A 13217-nucleotide genomic window follows, 5' to 3' on the forward strand; every position below is an offset into this window, starting at 1 on the left:
ATAGGTTTTGAGCATTGAATTAATACGTTAGCCCATGTCCAAGTTTATAGACATTGCCATCGCTATCTTTATAGGCATATGTGAGTCCTTCAGGCATATATTTGTCCTTGTCATAGCCAGGTACATCATTTCTTGACACACAATCTCCATTTTCATCAACAGCAATCACTGCTTCACTTGCTGGCAATGTTAACGGTAAAACACCTACTGGACGGAAATTGCCCGCCATCACCTCAAACTGTGCCTTATAGAATGTATCGTATCCTGCAATTAAAACATCTGCCAAAGGTTCAACATTTCCAAGGATCCAAGGCAGAACGACATTCACAGTCATAATGACTTTTCCGCCACGAACATGAATACTGTCAGCAACTTCCTTTAGATGATTCATATTGCTCAAAGTAGTTTCTTCGTACGTAGACCCGTCCAAAGCGGTTAGTGTTTTATTCTCGACTAGTTCAAGTTCTAATAGTCCCGGTGTCGCATTAAAATATGCTCCGGATTTTGGACTTAATAATAAAATAGCCACGTCTGCTTCTTCATAGTTATCAGTCAAAGTAAACTGTCCTAATTCTTGGCATTCTTTCCTTGCCTGCTCCGTGTAAGCGGCTGCTCGTTCTGGTTCCTTATGAAAAGCTTCTACATAAACCTTTTTATTATTAAGCTTTTCTGCTGTTAAAGGTAATGTCTGATCACTATTTTTAAGAACGGTTACCGACTTTTTATGCGCTTCATAAGCAGCTTCCCAGCTTGCTGGTTTGCTAACCACTGCTGTCGCGTTTTCTGTTGAAACATAGGTACGATCATCAAATAATCCTAGAGTAAACATTTCTGTAAGGAGGCGTACATTTGCTTCATCAATACGCTTCTCACTGATCCATCCATTTTGGATGGCTAATTTAAGATTTTCAATATCATTTGTATCCGCAACAAGGTCTGTACCAGCATTGATGGCTTTAGAAAAACGTTCAGCCTCAGTCTTATCCTCAACGCCCCAGCTCATTTTATTGGTGACACCGCTGTCGCTATTGATATAGCCTTTGAATCCTAATTTTCCTCTTAGGATGTGCTGTAAGAAATAATGATTAAATGTAAAGCCAACCTCTTCGAAAGGAATATCCTCCCCCTCGAATTCTTGAACCACACTCTTATTGATACGAGGGATTGAATAATATGGCATGATGGATGAAGTACCATGTTCTACCGCAGCCTGGAATGGCGGTAAGTGGTACTTTTCTAAGCTTCCGGGTGTTGGGTATAAGTTCCACTTTCCTTCTTCATAATGTGGATCAAACCCATTTTCCCTCGCACCGCCGCCAGGGAAATGCTTTGTTGTCATCGCAATACTATGTTTACCCAAGTTCTCCCCTTGGAATCCGTCAATGATGCGGCCGATAGCATCAGAAATAAATTCCGGATCTTCACCGAACGTGCCATATGACCGCTGCCATCTAGGATCTGTGGCAGTATCAGCCATATACATATATCCCTTTCTGATACCGGTAGCTTCCCACTCATCATGTGCTATTTTGGCAAATTGGCTGATAAGTGATGCATCACCGCCATTTTTTATTTCTCCTTTAGCTGCTGCAGCAAGTCCTAAAGTACCTGGCCAAGTAGAAAAGATTCCTACCGCATCATTCATACCAAAGATAGATTCTCCATTTTCGTTTCTTGAATTCGATGCGATCAAACATGGAATACCGAGACGTGTTCCCTCACATAATTCATTCATTTTATTAACCCACTCAGCCATTTCAGCAGGACTAAAATTGTCTCTTAAAATGAAGTGGCGTAAATGCATGTTTTCAATCGTTTGGGTTGTACCATAGATTTTTGAAACAGCAAAAATATTTTCACCTTTTTCGACAATCGCTTCATCTAGCACTCCATCATGGCTTGTCTTACTCTTATCTTCCTGTGAAAGTCCCATCTTACGTGTATTAATCAGCATCATGCCGACTTTTTCATCGATATTCATCAATGAGACAAGGTTCTCTGCACGTTCCTTCGGGCTCAAACGCCAATCCTTATAAGGTTCTAGTTTCCCACTGTTATTCAAATCTTTAAATTTTAAACCATCAACTTCAATGATGTTTTTGACTCTGACTTCTAACTTAGGTTGTTTTTGGTTAGATTCCACATCCATGCCTCCTAAACTTGGTCTACCTCTCATTATGCCCTTGAGATAAATCTATCTTTCATTTCCACTCCATGTATCTCTTTCTTTAGTGTTATAATAACAACAAAAAGTTAAAAATAAATGATGTTTATTGCTAAAAATATTGTAAATATTGCTATTTAAGAGGATGACACCAAATGAAGCAATCTGATCTTATTCCAGTCATAAATAAAGGGTTTGAAATTAATTACTTTAGCAAAAAAAATCAATTCCATAATTGGCTCAATAAATATAACGAATCAGCCGAGAAATTCTCCCAAATAGAGTCATTATTCCAATTACATAGGCACGATGTTTTGGAGCTTCTTGTATTTTTAGATGGAGAGTGTGAATTCTTTTGTGAAGGAAAGACCTATTCCTTAAGGAGGGGGGATGTTGTGGTGACCCCTCCATATGCTGTTCATAAGGCTATTGTTAAGAATTTCGATACTTATGAGCGCATCATTGTTAGCGTTAGTGAGCATTTAATGGACGACTTTCTATCTAGTGCACCATCCATGAAAGAGAATATAGTTTATCAAAAGACACAAGGTTCTCATGTGTTACATCTGCATTCAAAAAAGTTTCAAGACATCATTTCTTTACTTCATGAAATGACTCATCGAATAAAAAATGGCGAAGATCATTTTTCTTTTACATTACATTACCTATTATTTCAAGCACTTCAAACCATCTTCGATCCTGCAAGTAGTACGCCAAACCTAAGTAACAAGGATGAACTGGACCAAAGGTTCGTATCGATACTAGAATACATTGAGTCACATTTGACAGAGCCGGATTTAAGTTTAGACAATGTATCAAATTATTTTCATTTAAATAAATACTATTTTTCTCATTATTTCAAAAAAAATATGAACCTGCCCTTTTACCGGTATGTATCATTAAAGCGTTTATCTTTTGCGGTAACGATGATTAAGCAAAATCAGCTCTCCATAGAGGAAATCTCCTTGAAATGCGGTTTTCCTGACTATTCGAGTTTTTACAGACTCTTCAAAAAGGAATACCATCTTTCTCCGAAAAAATTACAAAAAGAATATAAAAATTTATAACAACTATTATTGTACGGGTCTTAGAGAAAAGGGCGACAAAAAAGCGATACCTTATTTGGTATCGCCATTTTTGCAAAAATATACCGTTTTCTACAAATCACCGATAGTTCCTTCCAAAAACTGAACCCATTCTTCCACTTCAACTGAAAGAAGTTTGATTAGATGATTGCCCTGGTTACCTAATAATGCTGTAGCTTTGTTTAACAAATCTTCCATTTCGAGTGGATTTCCTGATGAACCGGTTGGAGCGTCAACTCTGGAAACGATCTTCTGGCCATTCTTTAGGGAAATTTCTACTATACAATATCTGCCCTTTGGGTAACTATTCTCGCTACTCGGAATCTGATCATCGTATTTTCTATGAATCTTTGCCATCTCATCATAGACATCTTCAGAAATACTGCTTACTGTAAAATTATCAATTGATAAATCTTTCTCCAATAATAATAATGCTATGCAATATTCCGCACTAAACCGCCCTTGCTCACCATTTTCCGGCCGAGTATACACTAAAGCTGCATCACCACTAGGTGGGAAATATAAATCCACCAAAGCTACTTCATCCGCCGTAAACTTTTGCTTTTTCTTAATATCCTTCACAGCATCAATTACGTGGGCATTGGCGGAGCAGCATGGATATAATTTAAACCATAAACCAGGGGTGTCAACCGCCCATGACTCTCCCCATTGTTCAAAAAGTTGCCATGGATCTTGCTCGTGTTCGACGTACATCGAAAGCAAACCATTTTTTGATAGAATCGTATTTTCGCTTCCAATCACATTATGATGAACAAAATGAAGAATCTGCCAAGCATTTTGGGCCGCCAAACCGGCATGCAATGGCTTAATCAATGTCCCAAAATGACTTCTAGATCCGCTTATTTTCGATACACATAAGTTAAGCGCGTGAGCAAATTTATCGGCAGGAAAATCTAAATAATACGCTCCAGCAGCAACAGCACCATAAACTCCCGCTGTAGCCGTTGTATGAAACCCTTTTTCATAATGCCGAGGGCCCAATAATTTTGCAAAACGTGTCATTGTATCAATTCCAATTAAGTATGCAAGATAGAAGCGGTTGGTATCTTGCTTTTCTTTTAGCAATGATAGTAACAAACTCAAAAGAACCGCAGAAGGATGACCACGGATCTCGGAATGAACATCGTCCAAATCTAATGCATGTGCTGAATATCCATTAATCAAGCACGCATCAAAGGGATGAACCTTTAATCCGGTGCCAACCACAGCTGCCTCATCAAAGCACGAATAAATAGCTGTATTTACTACATTAGGGAAGTTTGGATCAAATTTTACACTTGCATAACATGAAATAAAATAATCCAGAACTCCCTTTTTTAAATTCGTTTTCGTCTTACTTCCAAGCTGTTCATAGGCCGGTGTAGTTTGAATCAGCTTAACGATTGCTTTGGTTAAATCACTCATTTTTTTAATACATTCACCGCTAAATTAGCGAAAAATTCAGAAGCCACTTTAATTGCGTCTTCTTTTAAATCATACTTTGGATGATGCCATTCTTGTGGTCCATCGACCCCCATCCAAACAAAAAAGCCTGGAATGTAAGTTTGGTAAAATGCAAAATCTTCTCCACCCGCGCTCGGCACAGCATCTACAACATCAAAGCCACTTTCAACGACAGTCGCTCGAATGATTTCTTCAAATTGAGGGTCATTATTGACGACCGGTAAGTAATCTTCCCAGTTAAATTCAACCGAGCCTCCATTTCCTTCAGCAAGGGATTCAGCCAATTTCTTCATTAAACCAGGAATCGCTTCACGTGCCTTAGGCTGGAACGTACGAACCGTGCCTTCAAGTGTAACAGTATCTGGAATAACGTTCCAAGTGTTACCGCCATGAATACTTGTAATACTAATGACGGCATTATCAAATAAATCCATTCTTCTAGCAACAATCGATTGTACAGCAGTTACATATTGACTAGCCATGACAATCGGATCAATGGCATTATGAGGGATCCCTGCATGACCGCCTACCCCCACAAATTTGATTTCAAATTTATCAACACTTGCCATGAGTCCCCCAGACTTCACTCCGATGGTTCCCACTGGTAAATCCGGTTTGTTGTGCATACCAAAGATTGCCGAGACGCCTTCTAATGCCCCTTTCTCGACAAATTTCTTTGCACCTTGCGCCACTTCTTCTGCGGCTTGGAAAATAAATCTTACAGTTCCGTGCAATTTTTCTTTCTGGCTATTTAAAAGAATTGCAGCTCCTAAAATCGAAGCTGTATGGAAATCATGACCACATGCATGCATTTTGCCTTCATATTTCGACTTAAATGGCACGTCCGTATCTTCTTTGATCGGTAAGGCATCAATATCCGAGCGAATCGCAATGGTTGGTCCTTCAAATGCACCTTTTACCTCTGCGACTACGCCTGTTTCCAACTCAAGAGGCAGCATGGGAATATGGTGTTCTTCTAACCACTTTTTAATATTCTCCGTTGTATTGAACTCCTCAAAAGCAAGCTCCGGATTCTCATGCAAATATCTTCGTTTTTCAATTAAATCACTTAATAGTTCATGAGACATGTTCATGATTATTAATCATCTCTTTCCAATGTTTTTAAGAATTGTTTCGTTCTTTGATTTTTCGGGTTATAGAAAATTTCTTTTGGTTCATTTTCTTCGACAATATTCCCATCTGCCATAAAAATCACCCGATTAGCCACTTCTTCAGCAAACTTCATTTCGTGTGTGACGATAATCATCGTTGTCTTTTGTTGGGCAATATTTTTTATCACTTGAAGCACTTCAGAAACCCACTCTGGATCAAGTGCCGATGTCGGTTCATCAAATAAAATCGCATGCGGGTTCACAGCAAGTGCACGGGCAATCCCGACACGCTGCTGCTGCCCGCCTGATAATGTTGCAGGATATTGATGAAACTTATCCTTAAGACCAACCTTGACTAAAAGCTCTTTTCCTATTTTCTCTGCTTCCTGCTTGTCCATTTTCTTCGCAACGATCAAAGACTCTGTGACATTTTGCAAAGCCGTTTTATTTTTAAAAAGATTATAGTTTTGGAAAACCATGGCTGTTTCCTGCCTGAGCTGATGGATTTCCCTTCTGCCCATTTTCGTTACATCCACTTTTGTATCGCCAATATGAAGTGTGCCTTCGTCCGGCATTTCTAATAAATTTAGGCAGCGCAGTAATGTCGATTTACCCGATCCGGATGGTCCGATAATGGCTAGTACGTCGCCCCGGTCAACATGTAAATCAACGCCATTTAGAACGATATTTTCACCAAACCTCTTTTTCAGATTTGTAACAGATATCATGGTAAAACTCCTTTACGATATATACGGTTTTTCCATTCGTTTTTCAACCATTTGCTGGATCATTGTAAATACAATAACCATGAACCAATAGAGCAGCGCTAACGCTAAATACGTTTCAAAGAATTTAAGCGACCCTGCCGCCAGGATTTTTCCTTGGGCGAATAATTCAACGACTCCTAATGTAAACGCTAGAGAGGTTTCTTTTATTAAGCCGATAAAAACGTTGCTGGACGCAGGAATCGCATTACGCGCTGCTTGCGGCAAAACAATTCTGCGAAAGGCTTGTGCTTTTGTCATTCCAACAGATAGACACCCTTCCACTTGACCTTTATCAACGGAATTAAGCGCAGCACGGAATATTTCCGCCAAAAACGCCGACTGTTTTAAGCTAAGCCCCAAAATAGCTGCCGTAATGGCATTCATCGTACCAAAAGCTGGAAAAATCTGCGGTAATCCGTAATAGATTAAAAACAACTGCACCAATGTTGGAATGGCACGGAAAAACGAAATATATATCGTCGCTAACTGTTTTAGTACTGGAATATTCGATCTAGTAATTAAGGCTAAAATCAAACCACCGATAATTGAAAAGACCATCGATATCACAGCAAGAAATAAGGTCAGAGGTATGAATGTCAAAAGTTCTGGGAGAATATCGACTAAATACCCAAAATCCAGTTTTAAATTCATGTTGTTCCTCCAGATTTATTGCTTAACTGTGATATCTTCATCAGCAAAATATTTCTTCGATAATTTTGTAAGAGTTCCATCTTCACGTAATTTTTGAATTTCAGCATTAAATTTTTCACTTAATTGATCGCCTTTTTCATTTTTCACAAAAGGAAAAGCGATATCTTCATACACAAATGGGTCGCCAACAAACTTTAATGGAAGATTGCCTTTAGCAATTTCAGCAATTAATGATGATTTTGAGTTAACATAGCCATCAACACGTTTGTTGATGGCGTCATTCATAGCTCCATCGCGTGTTTCATATGTTTTTGGAATAATTTCAGAATCAAATTTTTCTAGGTTTTTAACATTATTTGAACCTAGGACACCGGAAACCGTTTTTCCTTTTAAATCTTCGAGACTATCATATTTATTATCTTTATGTGTAACAATAGTAGCCCCTGCATAGGCATATGGTTCTGAGAAATTGTATTTTGCTTTTCTTTCTTCTGTTACAGCAACAAAATTCGCTACTGTATCAATTTTTCCTGTTTCCAATTGGCCCATTAAACCTGCAAAATCAGTTTTGACCCATTCTACTTTATAGTCTAAGTTTGCAGCAACTTTTTCAAGTACTTCCACATCAAATCCAACCAGTTTTCCATTTTCTTCATATCCATTTGGATAGCTCTGTGCCGTTGAACCTGCACGAATGACCTTCTTTTCCTTACTTGCACCGCTATCACTTGATGTTTCCTTTGCACCGCCACAAGCCGCTAATAATAATAAAAGTGCCAAACTAATGATTAACCCAAATTTTCTTTTCATCTTAATCCCTACCTTTTCTTATATGATTTTGCTAATAACAATTTTTCTAAATAAACCGTAATGTGTCCTTTTCCTAAATCCGTTTCGCCGACCTCTTTGTATCCGCGTTTTAGATACATGTCAGCAAGCCAAGGATGTTCCTTCGCCGTTCCAAGGGAAACAGACGGGCAATGGAGTTGATCCCTCAAAAAGTCATACTCGATAAAATCTAGTATTTTGGTTGCATACCCTTTTCGTTTATACTTTGGATCCACCGCTACCCACCAAATGTGAGGGATTTCATAAGGCCCATGATGGCTGCTCCATGGCATACGGATTGAAGCGGTCGCAACCATCTCATCCCCATCTCTCATATAAAAACAAATATTTTCATTGATATTTTTTTTCACCAAATCTTCATCGGCTGTTGCGGCAGCAAAGTAAATGCCTAATTCACGAATGGAAGCATAGCCTCGTAAAGATAAATCAAGTAATGCTGGAATATCCTCATTCGTCGCTTGATGAAAGGTCAAACTACTCACTTAAATTTCCCCCATTTTGGATTGATGCAATGACCTCATCTACCTTTTGGCTTGCCAGCCCTGTATACTGACTAGGATCCAAAAGCTGAGTAATTTGTTCTTCAGATAGGACTGCACTCACCTTGTCATTCTGCATAAGAAGCGTTTTAAATGGTGTCTTTTGTTCAGTGGACTCCATTGCTATTTCATAAACAATATGATGCGCTGTTTGTTTTCCTACCTTTTCAGATAATGCAAACATCACACGTTCTGATAGGAGAAGTCCCCCTTGAACTTCCAGGTTTCTCATCATATTTTCAGGCTTAACCACAAGACCTTGTAACACAGTAATCATGCTTTTTAGCTGGGAGGATAAATATAAACAAATTTCAGGTAAAGCAATCCATTCACTTCGCCAGCTCATCGCATCCCGTTCATGTTCCATTACTAATGATTCATGCAGCAAAGCAACGCTATGTAAGATTGGTTTGGTTAAACTCGCAATCCCTTCGAAAATGGCAGGATTTCGTTTATGAGGCATTGTTGTTGAACCAACATTCCCTGCGGCAAACGGTTCTTCGACTTCATCAATCTCTGTGCGCATTAAATTGTAGAATTCATTCCCCAATTTACCGAGTGAACCGCTAATGAGTCCAAGCACTGAACCATACTCCGAAATGCGGTCTCGAGAAGAATGCCAGCAAATATTCGGCGCATTCAGTTCCAGAAGTTTCAAAGCCTTTTCTTCCACTTCTGGACCAATACTTCCTAATGCAGCATACGTTCCAACACCGCCAGCAAGTACTCCAGTTAAAACACGCGCTTCAGCAGCCTTTAATCTTTCCAAATGACGTTCAAACTCACTTATTACAACCGCAAGCTTAAAGCCAAAGGTAGTCGGCAATCCCTGCATTCCATGTGTTCTTCCAGGCATCGGAGTATCCTTGTATTTAGAAGCAAGTCCTATTAAGAGCTCGGCCACTTTCTTCGTATCCCGCCTGATTATTTCATTGGCCTCTTTCAACTGGAGGATCGTTCCGGTATCGGTCACGTCCTGCGTTGTAACTCCATAATGGACATATTCTCCATATTCCCCTGATAGTGATTGCAAATGATTGACAGTCGCCATTAATGAATGTTTTAGTTTCGCAGCCTCATTTGCTATTGTCTCAATATCAAAGTTTTCTATTTTAGCAGCGTTTTTTATCACACTTCCGGCTCTTTCCGGAATAACTCCAAGTTCACTCTCTGCCAATGCTAATGCCGCTTCAACATCAAGAATCTTTTGCAATCTATTTTCATCATTCCACACAGAACGCATTTCTTCTGTACTAAAATTGTTTTGCAGCATTCTTAAATCCAATACATGAGAACCCATCTGTTAACACCCCTAGAAGGAAATATAAATCTTTCGAAATTTCTATCAAAAATATTATTCCTATCATTTTACTATGAATAATATGTATTTTAACATAATTCAATAAGTAAACAAATTTATTTTTTCAAAAATAAATAATTTTAAGATGAATACTTCAACAATATAAAAAAGACTACCATTTTTTTAAGGAAGTAGTCTTTTTTTAGAAAATGCCATTTTACGTTCAATTAAAAGATCAACAATCAAAAAACAGGTTCCTATATTTAAGAATAAGTTCAATACGCTATTGAGCGTTACAGTTACTACCATGCTGTTTATTGGGACTACTTATTACGCAGGTACGCAGGTACGCAGCTTCATATATTTCTTAAACGCTGATGCCAGGACTTGTGCTAAATTAGTGATTGCATGCATGAAATACTTATATTTTTGTCGATATCTACTCATAATTTGTAGATATTTCCCGGGAATTTGTTGAAATTTGAAAATTAATGAATCGATATTCGGAACAATGGAATTTGTCTTGCGAAAAAAAAGCCCTCTTCTTGTTAGGGGTCGTGGGGGAAATTTTATATGTATTGGGTATCGCAATCTCTGTTTTATTGGTATCTTTTAATCTTTCTTTTTTAATACACAAAGTTTTTAAAGTATTGCCTAGGAGCCTGTCCGTATCGAGTATCTCTATAGGTTATTTGATAGTTATATCGCCCAGCGATACGAATCGGAAAAAGAGTTGATACGCCCCGTTCTTGAGGAACTTTATTAAGGTTGACTCTTGTTTTTGATTGAATTTCTCATCCGCCTCAACCAGCTTATTTGCGGAATATGGAGAAAAGCCAACCCCGTTTTTCTTTAGGCTTTTGTATCGCTTCTTCTAAAAGTTTATTAAAATCACTTTGTGAACTCCACTCCTTTTTCTGTTCATCCCGCATATTTTGTATTTCTTTTTGTAAGAGTTCACTTTTTTGTTTTTCTAATTGCAGCAATGTTTCGTAATTGGTATTTTGTTGTTCAGTTAATTTTTCAATTTTAGCATTAGTTTTTTGCGCTGAATTTCCAATACTGGAACTTATAACATGATGATCTTGCTTGAGTCGGGAAACCGTTGTTTTAAGCTGTGACATATCGTTTGTCAGTTGGACATTCATTTCTCGTGTGGCTGCGAGTTCATTGACTAAATACTTTAATACCTCTTTTAATTGATTGGGATCATGAAGTGAATTTTCATATGTATCGGGTATCGCAATCTCTGTTTCAATGGATCCTTCTAATCTTTCTTTTTGTTGATACACAAGGTTTTTAGCTGTATCGTCTAGGGGTTTGTCCGTATCGCGTAACGCTATAAGCGCTCCGATATCGGATTGAACGAAGATACGTCGATCACCATCTTTCAAAAACTCATATCCATTCCGCTCTAAGATTTGGCCATACTTTCGAACAGTGGGCGTTGCAATCCCTATTTCTTCCGCCACTTCCTTAGAAGAGAAAGCTTGTTCATTTGGTTGTATATCACGTCGCATATCGGACCTCCTTTTCTATTAAATATGAAGCTTTTTAGATTTATTTGCAAGTTATATCGCCCTGCGATACGAAACATAAAAAGGGGCATTTAAGCCCCTTCTTAAGGAATTCTATTTAGGAAAACGCTGGTTTTACTCGAAATTCTCCACCGCTATTTAGTGAACGATAAAAGACGATCTATGTAAACATTCTTTTTTCTTTTTCTATTAACCTAGATGTTTCTTTCCACGTAACTCAGAAATGAAAAAAGAGGTTTCCCGTAAGTTTACTCAACTCATGGAAAACCTCTTATTTTAAAATTCCTTAGATTTATTTTTCCTTCGAAATGGCATTATAGTTTTTGAGTTTTGAAGGCAGTTTTTTCTTTTTTAAGTACTTTTCGTTAAGGACAACAACTTTCCTGTTCTCAGTGGGGATGTATTTCCGATAAACTGATTTATATTTTTCAAACGCAAAGTGCCCTAAAATATATATCGCTAAGATCATAAACAAGAGGATTACTAATTGAAGTATCAAATTGGATTCTTTCCCAATGATAAAAATGGTCATTACAGCATGTGCCCCAAAAGAAACCATTAAGGTAATTAGCACATTACATATATGAAAAGGAAGCACACTTTTTTTTTCTCGAAACATTCGCTCTAGTTCATTCTTGAAAACAAGTGTAGTAAATACTGATATCATAATGACAATAAGGGAAACAAAATATGTAAGAAAAGTGTACATTTTTTCCGCCCCTCGCTCTCAAAAATCTTTATACACTCATTATAACCAATTATTGGGTGTAGGGGAATATTACCTTTCAATCGTGCTCGATATAAGAATTTAAATCATTTGTAATACCTTTCTAAAGATATTTTAATAGGTTGAACAATTAGAATCCCTTTTCCACTAACCATTTCATAATGCTTTCTTCTCTTTCCTTAATATCGTCATGCTGCGCATCGTATTTACGCATTTTCTTCTGTGCCACGATATTTCCATCTACCATAAACAATACTTTTTCGGTTTTTGCTGCCACCTTTACATCATGCGTAACGAGCATTACGGTTGTCCCTTTTTTATTAATCTCTGCAAGAATTGACATAATCTCTGCTGTCGATTTGGAATCTAATGCTCCGGTCGGCTCGTCTCCAAATATGATATCCGGATCATTTATCAATGCTCTGCAGATGCCGACTCTCTGCAGCTGTCCACCAGAGCCTTGAGTGATATTATGATCTGCAAGCTTTTCAATTCCTGTCATTTCCAAAAGTTTTTTTGCTTTTTGGTATACCGCATCTTTATCCGCATCCTTTGATACAAGAGCAGGAAACATAACATTGTCAATCAATGACAGATTCTTTAAAAGATTAATATCCTGAAAGATAAAACCCATGTTATTCAGTCGAATCTTCGCCAGTTCTTCTTCTTTGAGTCTGCCGATTTCACGGCCTTTCAATTTCACACTACCAGAAGTAATTCTATCCATACCGCTTATATTATATAGCAGTGTTGATTTCCCGCTTCCGGATGGCCCCATGACTGAAACAAATTCACCTTTTTCTATCTCCAAGTTAATATCCTTTAAGATAAGAAGCTCAGTATCTTTTCCTAATGCTACTTTTTTGTTCATACTTCTTGCTTCTAATATTCTGCTCATATATATTCCTCCAATGCCAAATATTAAAATCAAAGTCTAGCTTCCAGGAATGCTTCTTTTCAGGAATCTGCATTCTTTTCTGCATCGGTGCCTTCACACAGTAGGCTTCTTCCATCTTCGGAG

Annotated in this window: 12 protein-coding genes; 1 reads left to right on the forward strand and 11 read right to left on the reverse strand. The window is 38.0% G+C overall.

The window, feature by feature from the left end; translation table 11 throughout:
- Nucleotides 1–19: 19 nt before the first annotated feature.
- Nucleotides 20–2143, reverse strand: a complete 2124-nt coding sequence (locus ACIQXV_RS25230) for a glycoside hydrolase family 3 protein (protein WP_402963672.1) — start codon at nucleotides 2141–2143, stop codon at nucleotides 20–22.
- Between the two features lie 176 nt (nucleotides 2144–2319).
- On the opposite strand from ACIQXV_RS25230, the gene ACIQXV_RS25235 reads away from it, so the two are divergent.
- Nucleotides 2320–3231 (forward strand): helix-turn-helix domain-containing protein, encoded by a 912-nt coding sequence (locus tag ACIQXV_RS25235; RefSeq protein ID WP_402963675.1) that lies wholly within the window; start codon nucleotides 2320–2322, stop codon nucleotides 3229–3231.
- 90 nt (nucleotides 3232–3321) lie between these two features.
- Here ACIQXV_RS25235 and ACIQXV_RS25240 read toward each other — a convergent pair whose 3' ends face one another.
- The 10 genes from ACIQXV_RS25240 to ACIQXV_RS25285 all read right to left on the reverse strand — a co-directional run bounded on the left by ACIQXV_RS25240 (nucleotide 3322) and on the right by ACIQXV_RS25285 (nucleotide 13094).
- Entirely contained in the window at nucleotides 3322–4674 is a 1353-nt protein-coding gene (locus tag ACIQXV_RS25240; protein WP_402963678.1) for an MmgE/PrpD family protein, read from the reverse strand.
- The gene (locus tag ACIQXV_RS25245) at nucleotides 4671–5807 is read right to left on the reverse strand and encodes an amidohydrolase (RefSeq protein WP_402963681.1); all 1137 of its coding nucleotides are present in this window, start codon (nucleotides 5805–5807) and stop codon (nucleotides 4671–4673) included. Before ACIQXV_RS25245 ends, ACIQXV_RS25240 begins: the two co-directional genes overlap by 4 nt.
- A gap of 5 nt (nucleotides 5808–5812) precedes the next feature.
- The gene (locus tag ACIQXV_RS25250; protein ID WP_402963684.1) at nucleotides 5813–6553 is read right to left on the reverse strand and encodes an amino acid ABC transporter ATP-binding protein; all 741 of its coding nucleotides are present in this window, start codon (nucleotides 6551–6553) and stop codon (nucleotides 5813–5815) included.
- Nucleotides 6554–6565: 12 nt separating this feature from the next.
- Complete coding sequence (locus ACIQXV_RS25255) at nucleotides 6566–7243, reverse strand: amino acid ABC transporter permease (RefSeq protein ID WP_402963688.1); 678 nt, start codon at nucleotides 7241–7243, stop codon at nucleotides 6566–6568.
- 15 nt (nucleotides 7244–7258) lie between these two features.
- A complete protein-coding gene (locus ACIQXV_RS25260; protein ID WP_402963844.1) occupies nucleotides 7259–8059 on the reverse strand; it encodes an amino acid ABC transporter substrate-binding protein in 801 nt (266 codons plus the stop codon).
- A gap of 2 nt (nucleotides 8060–8061) precedes the next feature.
- Nucleotides 8062–8574 (reverse strand): GNAT family N-acetyltransferase, encoded by a 513-nt coding sequence (locus ACIQXV_RS25265; protein WP_402963691.1) that lies wholly within the window; start codon nucleotides 8572–8574, stop codon nucleotides 8062–8064.
- The gene (gene purB / locus ACIQXV_RS25270; protein ID WP_402963693.1) at nucleotides 8567–9931 is read right to left on the reverse strand and encodes an adenylosuccinate lyase; all 1365 of its coding nucleotides are present in this window, start codon (nucleotides 9929–9931) and stop codon (nucleotides 8567–8569) included. Before purB ends, ACIQXV_RS25265 begins: the two co-directional genes overlap by 8 nt.
- 812 nt (nucleotides 9932–10743) lie before the next feature.
- A complete protein-coding gene (locus tag ACIQXV_RS25275; protein ID WP_402963696.1) occupies nucleotides 10744–11451 on the reverse strand; it encodes an SH3 domain-containing protein in 708 nt (235 codons plus the stop codon).
- A 310-nt stretch (nucleotides 11452–11761) separates the two neighbouring features.
- On the reverse strand, nucleotides 11762–12178 hold the full coding sequence (locus tag ACIQXV_RS25280) for a hypothetical protein (protein ID WP_402963699.1): 417 nt from the start codon (nucleotides 12176–12178) through the stop codon (nucleotides 11762–11764).
- Nucleotides 12179–12326: 148 nt separating this feature from the next.
- Nucleotides 12327–13094: an ABC transporter ATP-binding protein gene (locus tag ACIQXV_RS25285; RefSeq protein ID WP_402963702.1), complete on the reverse strand. Its 768-nt coding sequence runs from the start codon at nucleotides 13092–13094 to the stop codon at nucleotides 12327–12329.
- Between the last annotated feature and the right edge of the window lie 123 nt (nucleotides 13095–13217).

The organism is Neobacillus sp. NPDC097160, from assembly GCF_044762155.1.
Taxonomy (GTDB): Bacteria; Bacillota; Bacilli; order Bacillales; family Cytobacillaceae; genus Neobacillus.

What these genes read in the sequence shown, in the direction of transcription:
- ACIQXV_RS25255 (WP_402963688.1), bottom strand. Translation starts at nt 7,243, where the DNA reads ATGAATTTAAAACTGGATTTTGGGTATTTAGTCGATATTCTCCCAGAA.
- ACIQXV_RS25245 (WP_402963681.1), bottom strand. Translation starts at nt 5,807, where the DNA reads ATGAACATGTCTCATGAACTATTAAGTGATTTAATTGAAAAACGAAGA.
- ACIQXV_RS25275 (WP_402963696.1), bottom strand. Translation starts at nt 11,451, where the DNA reads ATGCGACGTGATATACAACCAAATGAACAAGCTTTCTCTTCTAAGGAA.
- ACIQXV_RS25235 (WP_402963675.1), top strand. Translation starts at nt 2,320, where the DNA reads ATGAAGCAATCTGATCTTATTCCAGTCATAAATAAAGGGTTTGAAATT.
- ACIQXV_RS25280 (WP_402963699.1), bottom strand. Translation starts at nt 12,178, where the DNA reads ATGTACACTTTTCTTACATATTTTGTTTCCCTTATTGTCATTATGATA.
- ACIQXV_RS25250 (WP_402963684.1), bottom strand. Translation starts at nt 6,553, where the DNA reads ATGATATCTGTTACAAATCTGAAAAAGAGGTTTGGTGAAAATATCGTT.
- ACIQXV_RS25285 (WP_402963702.1), bottom strand. Translation starts at nt 13,094, where the DNA reads ATGAGCAGAATATTAGAAGCAAGAAGTATGAACAAAAAAGTAGCATTA.
- purB (WP_402963693.1), bottom strand. Translation starts at nt 9,931, where the DNA reads ATGGGTTCTCATGTATTGGATTTAAGAATGCTGCAAAACAATTTTAGT.
- ACIQXV_RS25240 (WP_402963678.1), bottom strand. Translation starts at nt 4,674, where the DNA reads ATGAGTGATTTAACCAAAGCAATCGTTAAGCTGATTCAAACTACACCG.